Source organism: Microbispora cellulosiformans (genome assembly GCF_008728085.1).
Lineage (GTDB): Bacteria > Actinomycetota > Actinomycetes > Streptosporangiales > Streptosporangiaceae > Microbispora > Microbispora amethystogenes.
The window spans coordinates 640,148-656,609 of the sequence record NZ_VYTZ01000003.1; the positions used below are offsets into that span (position 1 = coordinate 640,148).

A 16,462-nucleotide genomic window follows, 5' to 3' on the forward strand; every position below is an offset into this window, starting at 1 on the left:
GCGGCGTGGTTCGCCCGTTAGCTCAGGCATAGTTCTTGGCTTTCTCATCGAAGTGATCTACGAGTCGTTGGAGCACAGTCCTGCGAAGGCCGTACGACACCGATCGATGAGCGACCGCCGCTCGGCATCCGGTGTCGCAGCTTCCCAATACTCTGCGGACGCCTCCAGGCAGCGACGGAGCTGGTTCGCTGCTCTGGCGGGGTAGTTGTGAGGATGCTCCGCCAAAGTTCGCGCGAGAAGGCCGCCGCGCTCGGCGTGGATCAGGGACTCTCGCAGATCTTCTGCCTGCAGGAACATGTCCGCAGCGAGGAGGTGCGCGTCGGCTTCGCGATACAAGATGACGGCCTCGCGGATAGCGGCGAGTCCTTCCGCGGTGCGGTCCATAGCGCGAAGACCAATGGTGTGATTGAACAATGTCGCCGGGAGGAGAAGCCGGGCTGAGGGGTCGGTTCCGGCACGGTGACGGCAGCGCTGTATGGCCTCCGCCGTGAGGTCCACGGCTTCACTCGGGTGGCCGGCGTTGTGGCTCAACTCACTCAGGTTGACCAGCGCCTGCGTGAGGAGCCTCGCGTACCGCTCCGGCTCTTCGCTCTCGAGCATGCGATACAGCTCAACCGTGCGCAGAGCTACCTGGTAGGCCGCCTCGGCATCACCACGGGCTGCCTCGACGTGGGCCAGGGTCTGATGCGCCTCCGCCAGTGTGGGCATGGGGAGGGGCGCGGAGGCCGCCTCGCGCAGGTAGGACACGGCTTCCGTGGGGTGTCCGGTCCAATACGAGATGCGGCCGGCCCACAGAGATGCCCATCCCCGGGTCATGTCCCCCTTGGCGAATCCGCCCTGAGCTGCGGCCTCTACGGCTTCCCGGACGCCGGCCAGGGCATCGTCGTTCCTGCCGGCGGCCATCAGAAGCCGGGCAAGCAGGATCAGAGCGTCGACGACAGCGGGCTGGCGGCTACGGTCCTCAACCGCCAGCTTCCGTCGCACGATCACGCTCTCGGCAGCGGCCTCCGCGGCCTGGTCGTGCTCATCCAGCGAGGTGAGCAGGTAGGCGAACTCCTCCAGGCTGTCTGCCAGATCGTCGCGCACTTCGTCCCGACCTTCAGTGACGAGCTCCCTCAGCAGCTCGATGACCTGGCGATTCGTGCTAACCGCGTTCTGTAACTGGCCGGCCTCCTGCTGCACCCTGGCAAGGTCACGCGCCACCCTGACAAGGCTCTGGCGTGGGTCTTTAGGTCCGTCCGCTGAGTTCGCGAAGTTGGCGACGGCCTTCTCGAGCGAACCGATGGCGTCGTGCAGGTGCCCAAGGTCGCGGTGGCAGTGACCGAGCTGCTCGTACAGCCCGCCGAGGAGCGCGGATGGCTCAGGAGCGGTCTGCTCGAAGAGCGCCGCGGCCTGGCGCAGATACGACAGGCCCTCGGTCAGTTCTCCGCGTCGGCAACGGTGAAGGCCGAGCTGCTGCAGCATCTGGACCTCGACCATCGGTTGGTCGAAGTCGGGCTCCTCGCCCTCGGCGCCCGCGAGGCCGATCTGAAACGGCTCTTCCCGGTGCTCGTCGCCTGGCCTACTCACGATCCCGCCGCTGAAGAGCAGCGAAAGGTGCGCGAGGGTGCCGTGTGGCCGGGTGAGGGTGTACGTGTCCGGTGTCGGCGCTTCGCAGTCAGCGGTGGTACCGCCGAAGGTACGGACTTCGACGTGGTTCCGGCACGTCCGGAAATGCTTGTGGTAGCTGAACTGGGGGAGGTAGAAGGCGAGCCCCAGCCCTTCTTCCATCGCCTGCTGGCACCTGGCCTCGAGTGCCGGATCCGCATCCGGGCAGCTCATCGCTGTCTCAATCAGCTCCTGCACGTTGGAGGCTGCGGACATCACTAATCTCCGTGAATGAGAGAGCTAAGGGTTCGTTTCAGCGGCAAGAGAGAGCACCCCGTTACGATCTCGGATGTGATGGATGGTGCCCCTGCGGTGTTGCCGGCTCACGTCACCGCAGGGGCACCGCCAAAAGCCGCGGACACTCGGCCGCCTTATCCGGACTCGCCGAGGAACTGCAGCTTCAGCAGCTTGACGTCCAATTCAACGGCAGCGTCACCGTCAGTCAGGGTCAGGACTCCATAGCCGTCGAGGTTGAGCAGGCGAGATGCCTGGCTGACGTAGCCACGCATACGCGCCGGCGCCTGACCCACCAGGGCCGCGGCAGCGTTCACCGACAGCTTCCCGCCGGCTGTCGCTAGGCCGTCGATCAGCTCCGCGATTTGCTCCGCTGTGGGTGCGTTCCGCACGAAGCCCTGCTGCTCCTCGAAGGGCGTCGATTGCACCACTCGGGTGCCGAGCGAGTCGCCCGACGCTTCGAACACCGAGAACAGGGCTTCGTCCTTGAGGCCCTTGTCGGCCTTCTTTCGGGTGGCCGTGACTACGGGCTGTTCGGAGACGGCTGTCGTCCACCAGGCTGGCGCATGCTGCGAGGGGTCGTACACCTGCCAGCCCGACGGGCAGTGCCGCGCGCTCGGAACGAAGACCAGAATCGGAATTACCATCTCGGCAGGCGAGGCACCGCCGTGGTACCCCTCATGCCGGGCGGTGTACCTGATGGACTCGTCCCAGGGAACCACCACCTCGCCGCCTTCGGCGAGTACGCGAGGGCCGGTCAGCAGCACCTCGCCCTTGCCAGGCTTGCCGACCCGGTAACGGGCCGAGCTTGACTTCTCCATGGCCACCGGTGCGTCGCGGTTGAGCACGTGTCCGTGGTCGGAGGTCAGCACCACGCTCCGGCCAGCCGACCAAGCTGCGGCCAGGACCTCCTTGAGGTATGCGACCCCGGTGAGACTCCAGGAGTCGCTACCGCTCGTCGGGCCCTTGTCCAGCGACTCGTCCACGGCGTTCAGCACCACGCCGACCACTGTCGACAGATCGGCGATCGCTGTCAGCAGCGCGTTGTCGAGCTTCGCTCCCGCGTCGCCGGCCAGGTTTCCCTTGTGAAACAGTGCACTACGCCGTCCCGGCCACAGCGACCGGAAGCCCGGGACCTCGTCTCGCTGAGTGCCCTCACGTAGTCGGCCGCACAACAAGCTGGTTCGCGAGAAGCGAGTCATCGACGGGATGACGGCCAGCGCAGGCTCCCGGCCGTCCTTCCTGCGGCCCACCTCAATCCAGTTCCAGGTGGCGAGGATGTCGTCGGCCAGCTCGCTGGCGACCGCCGCGCTCATGCCGTCCAGCACGATCAGCAGCGGCGCGCTGAGCGGGCGCGCGACCCGGTCCAGGAGGTTCTCTGCGAGCACCAACTCGTCGGTTTCGGAGCCGCGTTCGGTCCAGGCGGCGAGGCGCTGGGCGAACGCCTGGTCCAATTCGGTACGGCGGGTGCGTGCCCTCTCGTAGAGCGTGGCGTACGCGGTCTTCAGGCGAGGCACGCGGGCTGTGTTCGGCTGCCAGACGGTGGCGACGGCCCGATCCACCCAGCCCCACTCGCGCATATGCCGTACAGCCAGCGCGTCGAGAGTCTGCGGGATGTCGAGGGGGGTGTGCAGCCAGCGCGCCAGACGCACCGCCATCTCGGCGGCCCGCACCTCATTGAGGTGCCGACCGGCCATCCGGTGCCCCCGCACCCGGTCGAGCGCCTTCTCGACCTCGCTCAGGTTGTCGGCGGACAGCGCCTCACCGAGCGCACTGAGCCTCGCATCGAAGCCCAACGTCAACGCATCACTGAGGTCGGCCAGCGAATCGGCCTGCAGTTCGACGAGGATCTGCTGTGCGCGGGCCGCGACCTGCTCGGCCTGCTTGGCGAGCACGGAATCACCGAGCCAGCGCGTCCACAGGGATTCGGCGGTCTCGGTGAACTCCCGTACGGCCTGCACTGGCAGCCGTTCGCCCCCGAAGAAACGTTCCTCGATCCTGACCCGCGCCTGGACAGCCACCTGCCTGCGGCCAGCGCGATCGTCGAACACCACGGAGGCAGCGAGACCGAGCGGCACCGCGTCAGCCGCGTGCCCCTGGCCCACCAGCCGGAACACGGCGGTGGCGACGCTGCCCATCTCGCTCTCCAGCCGCTGTCGAAGACCGTCGCGTTCCACCTCAGACAGCGCCCGGTAGCGGGCGACGGCGGTGGACCGCATGGTCCAGGCCAGCAGCGTGGCGGCATCCACCTCCCCACCGAAGCGGGCAGAGGCGAGCGTACGCAGGGCGGTCTCGAGAGTGAGCACACCGCCGCCCAGCTTCGGCCAGCCACCGGGGGGCTGGGCGTCGATGAGCGCGTCAGCCAGCCAGAGCCACTGACGGGAGGACAGGCGAGGGTCGGCCAGCCGCGCGCCGAACGCCTCCCGGACGAGGTCGAACCGGTTGACCGGCCGGAGCTCGTGTTCGGCGATCTGGGCGAGCAGGCTGTCGCCGAGATCGTCGCACGGCGTGAGCAGCACGAGGATGGAGTCATCAGAATGAGCGGCGACCGCGTCCAGTACGGCGAGCACGGTGCCACAGGCCCGCACTTCGACCCGGTGGCCGTCCACATCGATGTACGCCGGCTCTCGCCACTCGGGCGCCGCGCGCAGTGCGACAATCCGCTCCGGGTCATCGCGTGCGACGACACGGCGGACCGCGGCCTCGATCACGGCGCGGCTCGCCTGCGGCGGCTGGGTGGTCATCGTTGTGATGCTCATGAATTCTTCACAACCCGCCAGGTGATCTCGATACGCGCGGTTCTATTCTGATCTGCCCACGTCTTAAGCTCTTCGAGAACCTTCTCGACTGCGGCGGCATCGACCACACGGCGCGTCGCATCGGAGCCAGGCAGGGGCACCGTGATACCTCCGCCGCCCCCGCCGGGCAGGGGCGTGACCTTATCCCTGCCGCCGCCGTTCGGAGACTGGTCGACGAGGAGGCGTACGGCCGCCTCGTTCGCCTCGCTGAGCGCAGGGATGAGTGAGGTGGCCTGCTCGTTCTTCGTCGCGACAGCGCGAAGCCGTTCGAGTATCACCTTCGCCTGCTCGTCCGTACGCTGTGTGAGCGCGGTCATGATCGGCCATTGCACCCTGCTCAGCGCGGCCGTCACATCCTTGGCCGTGGACAGGCTTATCTCGTACACGGCCAGGGGGCCCAGCGGGAACTCCGCGAGTGTGCGCAGCAGATTGGTGTCGTTGCGAAGGCCGGCCAGGGATTCGACCACCGAGGCGGACGTCTGGGCGGTGGACAGGCGCGCCGATTCGTGCAGTCCAAGTAGTTCCGCGTGCCGTTCCAGTTCGCGCACTAATGTCTCGGCGTCGGGTAGCAGCTTGCTCGCGGCTTGCCGTACGGCGGAGCCGAGGGCGTGGACCGCTCGCGCGCTCCGCACCTGCTGCCGCTCGGTGCCGAACAGCGCGTGAGCGCGTTCCGAGGCCAGCTGGAACTCCTCGGGAGACGGCAGTTCCTGGGCCCGCAGGGCCATATCGGGTGTCAGGCCCCGCAGATCTGGGGCGTTGATCGGCTGCCCACCTCGCACCCAGGCTCGATCTCGTTGCACGGCGTACGCGTACGCGATGAGGTTGACGAGGTCGTCGGGAAGACCCGGCTGCTCCTCCTTGATCCAGATCTTGATGTCCCCGATGAGCAGGTCACCGGTCTTGCCCGCCTTACTGGCCGAGCGCTCGATGCGCAGCGGCCAATCTTCGCGTAACACGAAGTGAGCCTCGTGCATGGTGCCGAGCTCCAGCGGGTGCCCGATGCGGCGGAGAACGGGGATGTCATTCTTGGTCACCTGCTCGCGCTTGGCGTCGTCCTCCGTCGCCTTCTCGATCGTCTGCAACACCAAATCGAGGTCCCGCTGCCGGTAGGCCGTGCCTCGCCCATCGGGGTCGAGGCTGGGGTGCTTGGGGTACTGGTGATCGAGCAGCTTGCCGCAAATCCATTCCAGCGCCCCGGCAAGACCCTTGGCCGCTGGAAGCCGGATGTCCAGGCCATCGGCCAGCGGCAGGACGTGCTGGTCCGACTCCCTGCCCAGGTTGGCCTGGTCGGGCTCGGCCACGCCGTACGCCTGCTTGAGCACGTCACTCAGGCGGGTTGTCAAAGCCTGACGCCGGCTCTCCAACTGGGTTTTGGCGTGGTAGCGGTCCTCATCGGTGAGGTGCGCGGCGAGTTCTCGGAGGTTTTCACCGGACAGCACGTGGTTGATGACCACCAGGTCGCCGAGGTCGCTCAGCCGCTCCGTGGAGAAGAAGTGCGGCAGCCATCCGGCCGTGTCGGGGTTCGGACGCTCGGCGCGGATGCGCAGCCAACGGCTGCGGTCGTCGGCCGGACCGAAGTTCCCGTCGTCGAATGGGTAGTCGACGATGATCCGCAGTGCGCCCGGCTCAGACGGCTCGAACTGCCGGCTGTCCAGCCGCTCTGGGTCACGGATGTTCGCGAAGACAACCTCGACGGTCCGGCTGGTGCCGCGCCAGACGATTTGCTTGCGCGACTCGAATTGCCCGCTGTTGGTCACACCGAGCTCGGCCCAGAGCAGGTCCTGCAGCAGTCGGCGCCGGGCTGCCGGGTCGTCGTACGACCTGGCCTGGGCCATGATGCCCTGAGTGTCCACGCCGATCAGTGCCATCTCGACCGCGGGGTCGTCGGCACCCGAGACCCTGATCTCGCCGAAGGTCGAGGCCAACTCCCGCAGCGTCCTGGCTACGAGCGCGCGCTCCTGCCCGGGGATCATCGCGACGACCGACCCGTAGTTCAGCGCCGCGATGCGGCTCGCCGTAAGGTTACGCAGCGCCGGGACGTGCGGCACCAGCGCGGCCAGCAGCAGGGTCTTGACCGTGAGATCGTCCAGCCGGAACGCCTGTGTCGGCGGCGCGTCCTCAGTCAGGTTGTGCTTCTGCAGCAGGTATGGCCGCAGTCGCTCCAAGTAGAACCGCTTCGCCTGGTCGAACTCCTCGCGCAGCTTGTCACTGAACGGCTTGTCACCACCGGCTGCGATCACGTCGTAGATCGCGCCGAGCGGGATGATCTTTCCGACCTCGAGAGTGTCGCGGTGGTCGACGAGTAGTTGCTGGGTCAGCTTGAGAGCCGTCCGCTCGCGCTGCAGCGCACTGGAGATGTCGATCATCGCGGACAGGAACGCGGGGCTGAACGGATAGGTGGCACGGAAGTCCTGCCGGGTCGCGCCCCCGCCCTGGGCGTCCAGCAACACTTCCCACACCTGCGGGTTGACCCGGGTGGTCCGCTCGAAAGCCGCGTCGAGCCGGGCCGCCGCCTCGTCGCTGCTGGGCCTGAGGAGCCGGCGACGGATGATCTCGCGGAGGTTGCGGTCGGCGAGGCTGAGCCGTCCGAATCGGCCGTCCCAGTACTTCAAGGTGTCAAACAGGCTGGCCGTCTGTGCTCCCGCGATGTCACGGCCGACAAGTTCACGCAGGTCTCGCTGCCGAGGGACGAAGCTGATGATGGGGGCCGGCCGCTCGTGCTCGGCACTCTCGACCAGCTTGGAGACGTTCTGCGCCTCACGCCGGACGAATGCGTCGTCGCCTAGCCGCCCGGCCAGCCACAGCACCAGCTCGTCCAGGAGCAGCACGATCGCGTCGTAGCCGAGCTCCTCCTTGGCGTGTGCGGAAATGATCGACAAGCCCTGGTCGAGGTCGATGAACGACTCGGCGTCGCCGTGCACTGCGGAGGCGTAGCGCTTGAACGGCCCAGCGAGCAGGTCGGTGACCAGGCGCCGCCGCTCCCGGTCCCCCGGAGGCGCGGCGAACGCCTTATTCAGGAACTCGCTGTTCCACGTGGCCCGCCGGAAGTTGCCCTGGCCCACGGGCAACTGGGCGATGAACCCCTCGTCCCCGAGCCGGTCCCGCAGCTCACGGGCGTCCGCGAGCAGCGCCTCGTCCCGGTAGACCGCAGGCAGCTTCTTATCCGGGTGCAACTTGCGGACGTGGTTGACATATCCGCCGAGGATCGCTGACTCCAGGTTCTTCGCACCGATCAGGTGGTACGGCACGAGCAGGAACCTGCGGTCCCGAAGCCACGGGTCGTGCTTCGCGATGACCGGGACGAACTCGTCCTTGGCCCGTGCGTCCGGGTTCTTCTGCAGGATCGCGTAGAGCACGGCCATGAAGTGGCTCTTGCCGGAGCCGAACGAGCCGTCCAAATAAGTGGCGTGCGAGCTGTTCGTCTCCACGGCCTTTTTCACGATGGCCAGGGCCTCGTCGAAAGTCTCCGCGAGCTGCGACGTCACCACGTAGTCGCGGATCGTCTGGTCCGCGTGGCTGATGCCCTCCGTCAGCTTGAGGACGAAGTCCCCGGCGTGGACGCGCTCGGGGATCTCGATCAAATCGCGCAGGAGTTCCGCCATCGTCATGCCTTCTTCCGCCCGCGGCCCGTTGCCTTGGGTCCCCACGAGGTCAGGTCGTCATCGGTCAGGCCGTACCGGTGCTGCTGGGCTTCGAAGTAGCCGCTGAGCGCGTTCGCCCAGGAATCGCCGTAGTCAGGGTCAATGACGGCGTGCCACTGCCTGATCCAGGGCAGCACCTCACGCAGGCCGGCGATCAGGGGGGTGAGCAACTCCCCGTCCCACAGGTCATGGTTCGCGCGCTCCTCTATGAGGGTCATCAGCGTGTAGCCCTGGTCACGGTGGTCCCAGCCCGCCCAGCCGAGCAGCAAGCTGTCGTCCGCCTCCGGCCCCGCGCCCGGGTAGGAGATGAATCGCTCCTTGGGCACGTCGAGCTTGCCGCGGTGCTTCCAGAACGACGGTCGGCGGAAGTCGGCGCTGGTGTACTTCGGCGGCACCGGGATGTTCAGCCGCTCCCCGGTGGCGTCCTCCTCGCGCTGCAGATCCCAGGTCCGCTCCCACTGGGCGCGCTTGCGCAGGCCCGTGTCCTTGTAGCGGAGCGCCGCGAGGTACGGTACGTGCTCGTCGGCGAGGATCACCGTCAGCACATCGGCCAGGTCCGCGTCGGGCCCCTTCAGCAGCCGGGCCACGCTGACCACGTCCGCGTCCGCACGAAGCTTGTCCGCCAGGCGGTTGACGGTCATCGGTCTCGGCTGCGGCTTCCCCAGGTCGTCGGGGACATACCAGAGGTCGCGTGCCTCGCAGCGATCGAGCAGCCATGTGGTGAGCGCCTCGCGCTCCTTCTTGTCCCACGGCTCGCTTGCCCAGCGCCGCTTGCATTCCGGCCGCTCTATGAGCGCGAGGTCCCGGCGCGCCTCGACAATCTCGATGCGTCGCTCCACCACCTTGCGGTACGCAGCAGGCCAGTGCGCGGGCAGCTCAGTGATTGGCGTCGAGCCGTGCCGGGCGAACCATTGAGTCTCAATTTCGCCCGCAGCCATCTTTCGCGCGAGCACGATCTCGAAGGCGCGCTCTCCGAGGTTGAGACCGGGGATGACACCCGGATCGTCGGGACCCGCCCCTCGGTTCTCGGCGCACAGCTCAACGGCCTCATCCTCATTGAGCAGGCCATAGAGCTTGTAGACCTCCCAGTCGAGCTCCTCCTGCAGGGCAACCATCCGCCCGCGGATCTCGTAGTACTCCGCCTGAGCCTCCTCCAGTCGCGCCCTCGTCGGCACGCCGTCCGCGCACACCGCAGACGGCTCGACCTCGCTCAACCGCCGCGTCAGCCGGTCAAGCTCTCGCCCGAATTCGAGAGGCATTACGGCTGGCAGTGGAAACTTCGCCACTTTGGTGCTGCTGTACTGGTGAAACTTCTCCCAGTCCTCGCTCGCTATTCCGCCCCCGATACCGCCGCTGCCCTTGTCGTGGCAAACCTGTTTTAGCCAGAAGCAAGCAATTGAACTGTTAAGTACCGTTATCAATTCCAGATGTGCAGCATCGGTTGTCTTGCTTGGCAGTACAATAACGGGTGCGGTTTTATTGATCAATGCCTGATGGCGACTCAGGTAAAAATGATTGTGAGTCGCCACCTCGGCGTATCCGATCAGTGCTTCTGCCTTGAGGCGGCTGGAGGACGAAAATACAAAGTCGGACCAGCGGAGTCCTCGCTCCTCCTTTGTTTCGCCAAAGTATAATGTGCGACGCAAAAATTCTCTAACCGGCCAGAGAAGGTGGTTCTCGATTTCATTTCTTATGGCATCAGGTGCGTCCAGGAGGCGGATCGAGCAAAGGTTTGTGTTTGCTGTCCAATCACGTACTTGGTCGCCACCTATGAATGGGGTCCACGGATAGGTCTGGAGCCTATTCGGAAGGCCTGTGCGCGGCATGACGTAAGCATCGTCTTCGCCGGTGATTAAAGCAGATCCGATAGATGCGCTGACCGAGTCTAGTGTTTGCGCGCTATTCTGTACGATGAACTCGGCGAGCTCTTTTGCTCCGCCACCCGACAGGGTCCACGGGTGCTTTGCGAAAGAGTTGCGGCCGAGGGTGGCGACTGTAATCCATTCACTCTCGGACTGCTGGTATTGTATCTGGTTCACAATTGCCCGCCATACATGCCCTTCTGCTGGCGTGATCGGCTGAGTGGGCTCGCCTCTAATTCCCATCACTGTGCGTATAGAGCCTCCATTCGACCTGTTGTTACGGCCGATGAGAATTGCTGTTGGAATTCCGTGGCCGGGAATATGGACGCCTGATGTATCGATTATGTATTTGAGGTCTACCTTGGTGGTAAGAAAATCTTCTATCAGCTTCTTGCCGAACTCGCGCTTCATGAATGAGTTTGCTGTAATTTGGCCAACAAAGCCTGCGTTGTGATGGCTGCCATGCCCTGATGTAGCAAGATCAAAGAACCGCTCGGCGAACGGAACCGATAAAGCGTACTTTCCGGTGCATGTCTCATAGAGGTCGCGATAGCCTCTGTTTTCAGCCTGGTCCTTAACGGTGATGTAGGGCGGATTGCCGACGACCACGTGGTACGACTGGGGGGCGAGGATGTCGCACTGCTCGACGTATTTCCACACGTCTTCTGTCGCGAAAAGCATGGCGTCCACATCAGTGAGGGACGCCTGGCCCTGCGTCTTGGCCCGCCGGAACCTCAGGGTGTCGGCCACAGCCACGTTGATGGGGAACTCCGGGGCCTTCTCCAGGGACTTCACGCTGCCGGCCTCAAGCGCGGCGATGAGCAGGCGGAAGCGAGCGATCTCGGCCGCGAAGGGGTTCTTGTCGACGCCGTGCACCGACTTCAGCGTCCGTGCGATCACGTCCCAGCGGTCCGCGCCGGGCGCCTCCAGCTCCCAGTGGGTGAGGATCCGCTTGAACGCGCCCAGCAGGAAGTGGCCCGAGCCGCAGGCGGGGTCGATCAGCCGGAACTCCTGATTGCGGAACTCCTCCCGGAACTCCTCAAGTGCGGGCGTGAGTGTGTAGTCGAGGATGAACTCCTCGACGAAGTCCGGGGTCTGGAGCAGGGCGTAGGTCTTCTTCGCGTGCTCCGACAGGTCCTGGTAGAGGTCGCCGAGGAAGCGCGTGTCCTCGCCGGCGAAGTCATGCACAATCTGACGGTTGGCGTCGGTCGTACGCCAGAATCCGAGCAGCTTTTGCGCGACCGGGTGCGACGGACCGGCCAACCGGGCCGCCGCCGCGTCCCACTGCGCGTCGAACGAGAGCGTCGACTCGTCCTGCTCGGCGGGCCGGGCGATCAGCCACATCGCGTTGTGGCGGAAGTCGAACAAGCCCGCCACCACGGGCGAGACCGACATCGCACGGAAGCCGGCAAGGATCCAGTCGCGGTCAGTCTTCTCCGGGTGCGCACGGAAGAAGTCGCCCTGCCGCTCCTGCGCGACGTCGAGACGATCGCCGGGGCCGGCCAGGTAGGGCAGCTCCATCAGCCGGTTGTCCTCGCAGTAGCGCAGGAACACCGTGCCGAGCACCCACGCGACCGCCGCCTGGGTGACTCGCTCGTCGCGCCACGACTCGAAGGTGGCGGCGATGCGCTCGGCCGTACGGGCGCGCTCCCACTCGCGGCGCAGCGCGGCGTCTACACGCTCATCGTCGGCGGCGCATGTCCGGAGGTCGTCCTCCAGTTCGGCGACCTGCTTGCGGAGGTCGGCTAACAGCGCGGCACGGTTGATCACGATGCTCGCTCTCCTTATGAGGCTTTGCGGGGGGAGGGAAGAGAGTCTTCAAGGGCGTCGACGGTGTCGGAGGAGAGGGCGAGCTCCTCGTTTCCGCCGGGGATCACCGGGATGGCCTGGCCATCGAGCTGGGCCGGCTCACGCGGATCGGCCATCGGGGCGAGCAGCCACAGACCGTGCGGCGACTCGTACGAGCTTCGGGCGGCGTCGGCAAGCCGGGCGAGCAGTTCCGGTCCACCGGCGTACCGCGCTACCAGGTGGTCGCCGTCGAGCCGCTGGGCGAGCGGCGTGGCGTCATGCAGCAGCACGACACCCTCCATCGCCCTGACGCGATCCTCGACGAGGGCGAACGCCTCTGTCGTCATCTCGGCGAGGCCCACCCGGTCTTCAGGTATGGCGTCGGGCGAGTCGGTTGCGAGCACGATCGGCCACTCGGGCACGCCCCACTCGTCGCGCACCTCGCGCAATGCCGCGATGAACGCCTTCGTGACGTCGACACAGGACACCGGCAGCTCGGGCATCGCGCTGAGCAACTCGGGCAGCGCGGCGGCCTGTTTGATGCGGGCCTTGACGACGAGGAAGCCTCCGCGATCGGCGACCGTCACGAGCCGGTTGATCGCGTCGGTGGGGCCGAGCAGACCGGGCAGCCCTGTCGTCGTCCGGGTGGCGAGGCTGGTCGGTAGCCTCGTGGTCAGGGTGGTCGACGGCGTGTAGTAGCGGCCGGCGGAATCAATCTCCACCGTCAGCCCGGCCGACTTGAGCACCTGTCGCAACCCGCCGGCGTGATCGGGGAAGGCGGTCAGTGCGGGCAGCCGGGCCAGAACGCGCTCGCGTAGCTCCTCTGGCGTGATCGCGGTCGACAGCATGCCGCCGACCTGCGCGAGCCGTACGGCCCGGACAGGTTCGAGATCCACCGGGTAGATCTCGAACCGGGGCGTCACCGCCGCGTGCGTCGAGGCCGCCGCCGCGAGAGAAACCAGGCGAGTGTCGGGCAGCGGCGGCATCCCCTCTGGAGCCGGCACGGCGCGTAGGGTGCGCAGAGCCGCTGCGGTCACTGGCAGTGGGTCACGCCTGGACAGTTCGTCCGCCTTGCCGCCGAGGAGCAGGGCGTAGTCGATGAGCTGCGCGTCGCTGGGCAGCGACGGGTCGTCCTCCGCGACGAGGGCGACGAGGATCTTGTCGCCCTTGCGCCGCTTGAGCAGGCGGGGGTTCTCGAGCCGCTCCTCGGTCTCAATGGCGGCCCGTACGGCCGCCGCGGCCAGAGAGAGCCGGGCGGCGGCGCCGTCCAGTGCCGAGCCGCGCCGGGCGAGCAGCTCGACGGCCAGCTCAGACACCTCCATGACCCGGCCGTTGTCGGCCAGGATCCGCAGCAGCTCCTTGCGAAGCGCGGTGACGGCGGCGTCCTTGGCCCAGCGCTCGCGTGCCTTAGCGATGAGATGTGCGACGTACCCGGCGGAGACGCCGAGGATCGTGGCGATCTCCTTCTGCGGCGCCCACGGCTTCACCGGTGACGGGCTGCCGTCCGGGGCGGGCAGAGCCAGCGCGAGCAGGAGCGCCCTGGCCGCGTTGTCGTCGGCCTTCGGAACCAGGCGCGCAACCAGCTCGTCCAGGTCCAGCCGGCCATAGTCTTCGGCAGCGGCGACTGGTTTGGCTTGGGGCTGACTGCCGGTGGGCTTCCGGACCAGCTCGGTGATCTGGAACCGGCGCCGCCATTCGCGTGCACGGCGCAGCAGTTCGTTGCGAGGGGCGACGCCGACGCCGCGGAGTCGCTGGATACGGCCGCCGGGGACGCGGATAAGTTGGCCGACTGTCTCCACACCGAGGTCGTTGAGCGCCACCGAGAGCGCTTTCGGGGTGAGGCCGGCCGCGGCTAGCGGCGTACGCTCAGTCGCGGCGGCCGCGGCCTGGTCCCGCGCCTCGACCGGGTCGGCCGTCTCGTCGTGCCCGGTGGTGCTGAGCGGACGGACGTCCTCCAGCGCGCGGAAGATGTCGCGCCACGCGTCACGCATGTCCTGCAGTGTGCGGAACCGCTTGCCGGCGTCCCGGGCCAGTGCGGTGGTGAAGAATTCGACGAGCCCCTCGCGGATCTGCGCGTCGAAGCGGTCCTCGGCCAGCTGCGGAACGGTCTCGCTGGGGTTGAGTAGTTTCGGCTCGGTCACCCCGTCGCCCCAGGACGGGTGCTCGCCGCTCGCCATCTCGTGCAGGGTGACGGCCAGTGCGTATCGCTCGGCCTGGTCGTCGTACACGGGACGCCGGTCGCTGCCGATGAACGGGTCGAGGTACGGCGGTGTGCCCGCGGTCACGACCTTGTCGTCGGTGGCGGCGAGGGAGAAGTCGAACAGCACCAGCCGCGTCTGCCGGTTCTGCAGAGTACGGATGGCGAGGTTGTCGGGCTTGAGGTCGCGGTGCCGTACGCTCTCGCTGGCGAGGTAGTCGACAGCGGCGAACAGGTGCTCACCGTAGCGCTCGAGCTCCTCGATCGAGAGTTGGCCGTCGCTGCGCAGATAGTCCGCGAGGGTCGTCTGGCCGGCGCGTTCGAGCACGATCAGGGTCCGCCCGCCGTACTCAATCGGGCCGGACTTCTCGATCAGCTCCACGATCTGCTGAGAGCGCAGGCGGCGCAGCACCGCAGCCTCGCGCTCCAACCGGGGGATGGCCGCGTCGTTGAGCGCGACCTTGAGCACCGCTTGCTGGACGACGCTCTTGCCGTTGTCGCCGGTGGTCCGCTCGGCCAGCAGAGCACGCGCGGTCGAGCCCTTACCTAGGGTGCCGAGGATCTTCCAGGGGCCGACAATTGCGCCACGTGTGGCCTGGAGCGGATCCACCTCTTCCGGCGCGTAAAGCCGCTCCTCGACCAGGTCGAGACGGCGCAGCAACGTGCGTACCGAGTCGATGCGGTCGCAGACCTCGGGCCGGGTGGCGTCGCGGACGAGCTCGTCGAGCAGGGCGTCCATCGAGTCGGCGACAGCGCTGGGCACGAGCCCGTGCTGCTCCGCCAGCCGCTTCTGCAACTCGCCGCGGCTCTCGGCAGGGGCGCGGCCGGTGAGGATCAGGAACGCGCAAGCGCCCAGCCCGAACACGTCCAGCGGCACGCTCTCGGCGTCGGGCTGGATGAACTCGGGGGCCAGGTATGCCTGCGCGGCCTTCTCGATGTGCCCGGCCAGCGACGGAGCCGCATGCATCGTCAACGTCTGCCGTACGGTCGTGCCGGTACGGCTGAGGGCGGCGGCCTGCCAATCCGCGATCATCAGCCGGGGATAGCGACCCTCGGAGTGGAACTCAACCCACACGCTCCGGGCGGCGAGCGCCCGGTGGTAGAGGTGCTGCCGATGCGCGTGGTCGAGCGCCTCAGCGAGCTGCCGGATCATGTCCAGGCGGGTGCCGACGTCGAGCTGCGCGCCGTACTGGGACATGTAGTGGTCGAGCCGCAGCCACTCGGGCTTGTGGGCGAAGAGCACGGCTGGGCCGGCGTCGTGCTCGTCGCTGAAGTCGAGTGCCTTGAGGATGCCAGGGTGCTCGATGCCCTGGAGCACGAGGTACTCCCGGCGGGCCACCCGGCGGGTGGCCTCCCGCTCCTCCTTCGTGGCGCGCTGCTCGGAGAGGTACACGCGGACCCGACGATGCTGCCCCGCCAGCGCCGTGTTCTCGGCGAGGTAGTCCTCCCAGGTGGGGCCTGTGTCGAGGGACCTCGGCTGCAGCTCCCACTGACCGATTTTGACGCGCCTGCGGATGGCGCCTGCGCCGATCTTGTGCATGAGGTCGGGCAGTCGGCGGGAGAACGCCGCGTCGACCCGGTGCTTCTCGCTCATCGGGGGACGCGCGAGCAAGTCTTTCCAGATCCCGGGCAGGCCGGTCGGGGCTTCGTCCCGGCCGTAGACGTTGAGCCGCTGGATCTCGTCGAGTTCGCTCACAAGACCCGGATCGGACAGGAAGACAGCGGGGGAGATGTAGGGAATGCGGATGCTGGAATCCAGCTCGCGGGCGGCCCACTCCAGCTGGGTCTTGAGCTCCCGGCACTTCTGGTTGGTGAGGTCGAGTGGGTTGTCGATGGTGCGGGTTCGCTCGGCCACGAACATCCAGTGGCGACCGTCGTTGACGAGTCGGCCCGGGTGGCTCTTGATCTCAACGAGGTAGAGCCCGCCGGGGGTCGCGATGAGGAGATCAACCTCGCGCGGGTGGCCGCTGGACGCCGTGAAGTTGAAGGTCTGAAAGGCCCGGTAGGGGTCCGCGTCCGGCATTCGGTCGCGAACGTAGTTGAGGGCCTCCTCCTCCCAGGGAAAAGGCGAGCGAGGTCCCTGCCAACGGTCCACCTGGAACGTTCCCTTCCATCCAGAGCGGAGTTGCGAGGCGGCGTGGTCCCGCGGAGGAGTTGCCGGAAGGGACGGCGCATCGCGTTGTAGATCACGGATAGCAAATCGCCATTCATCGGGTTTGGAGAAGAAGTCACGAGAAGGCGATATGTGAATGTGATACACCATGCCTCGGTGAGGGCATGACGGAATGGCGTGGC

Annotated in this window: 5 protein-coding genes; all 5 read right to left on the minus strand. The window is 66.8% G+C overall.

Features of this window, described 5'->3' with window-relative positions:
- Positions 1-57: 57 nt before the first annotated feature.
- The 5 genes from F5972_RS10940 to pglW all read right to left on the minus strand — a co-directional run bounded on the left by F5972_RS10940 (position 58) and on the right by pglW (position 16,430).
- On the minus strand, positions 58-1,863 hold the full coding sequence (locus F5972_RS10940; RefSeq protein WP_150933326.1) for a tetratricopeptide repeat protein: 1,806 nt from the start codon (positions 1,861-1,863) through the stop codon (positions 58-60).
- Between the two features lie 155 nt (positions 1,864-2,018).
- Positions 2,019-4,625 (minus strand): BREX-2 system phosphatase PglZ, encoded by a 2,607-nt coding sequence (gene pglZ, locus F5972_RS10945; protein ID WP_191910057.1) that lies wholly within the window; start codon positions 4,623-4,625, stop codon positions 2,019-2,021.
- A gap of 11 nt (positions 4,626-4,636) precedes the next feature.
- Positions 4,637-8,287 (minus strand): phage resistance protein, encoded by a 3,651-nt coding sequence (locus F5972_RS10950; protein WP_150933328.1) that lies wholly within the window; start codon positions 8,285-8,287, stop codon positions 4,637-4,639.
- Entirely contained in the window at positions 8,284-11,952 is a 3,669-nt protein-coding gene (pglX, locus tag F5972_RS10955; RefSeq protein WP_150933329.1) for a BREX-2 system adenine-specific DNA-methyltransferase PglX, read from the minus strand. The genes F5972_RS10950 and pglX overlap by 4 nt, the downstream gene beginning before the upstream one ends.
- A 14-nt stretch (positions 11,953-11,966) precedes the next feature.
- Positions 11,967-16,430, minus strand: a complete 4,464-nt coding sequence (gene pglW / locus F5972_RS10960) for a BREX system serine/threonine kinase PglW (protein WP_150933330.1) — start codon at positions 16,428-16,430, stop codon at positions 11,967-11,969.
- Positions 16,431-16,462: the final 32 nt, after the last annotated feature.

Excerpts from the sequence above, each read along its gene's own strand:
- F5972_RS10940 (WP_150933326.1), bottom strand. The coding sequence starts at position 1,863 with ATGTCCGCAGCCTCCAACGTGCAGGAGCTGATTGAGACAGCGATGAGC.
- pglZ (WP_191910057.1), bottom strand. The coding sequence starts at position 4,625 with ATGACCACCCAGCCGCCGCAGGCGAGCCGCGCCGTGATCGAGGCCGCG.
- F5972_RS10950 (WP_150933328.1), bottom strand. The coding sequence starts at position 8,287 with ATGACGATGGCGGAACTCCTGCGCGATTTGATCGAGATCCCCGAGCGC.
- pglW (WP_150933330.1), bottom strand. The coding sequence starts at position 16,430 with ATGGTGTATCACATTCACATATCGCCTTCTCGTGACTTCTTCTCCAAA.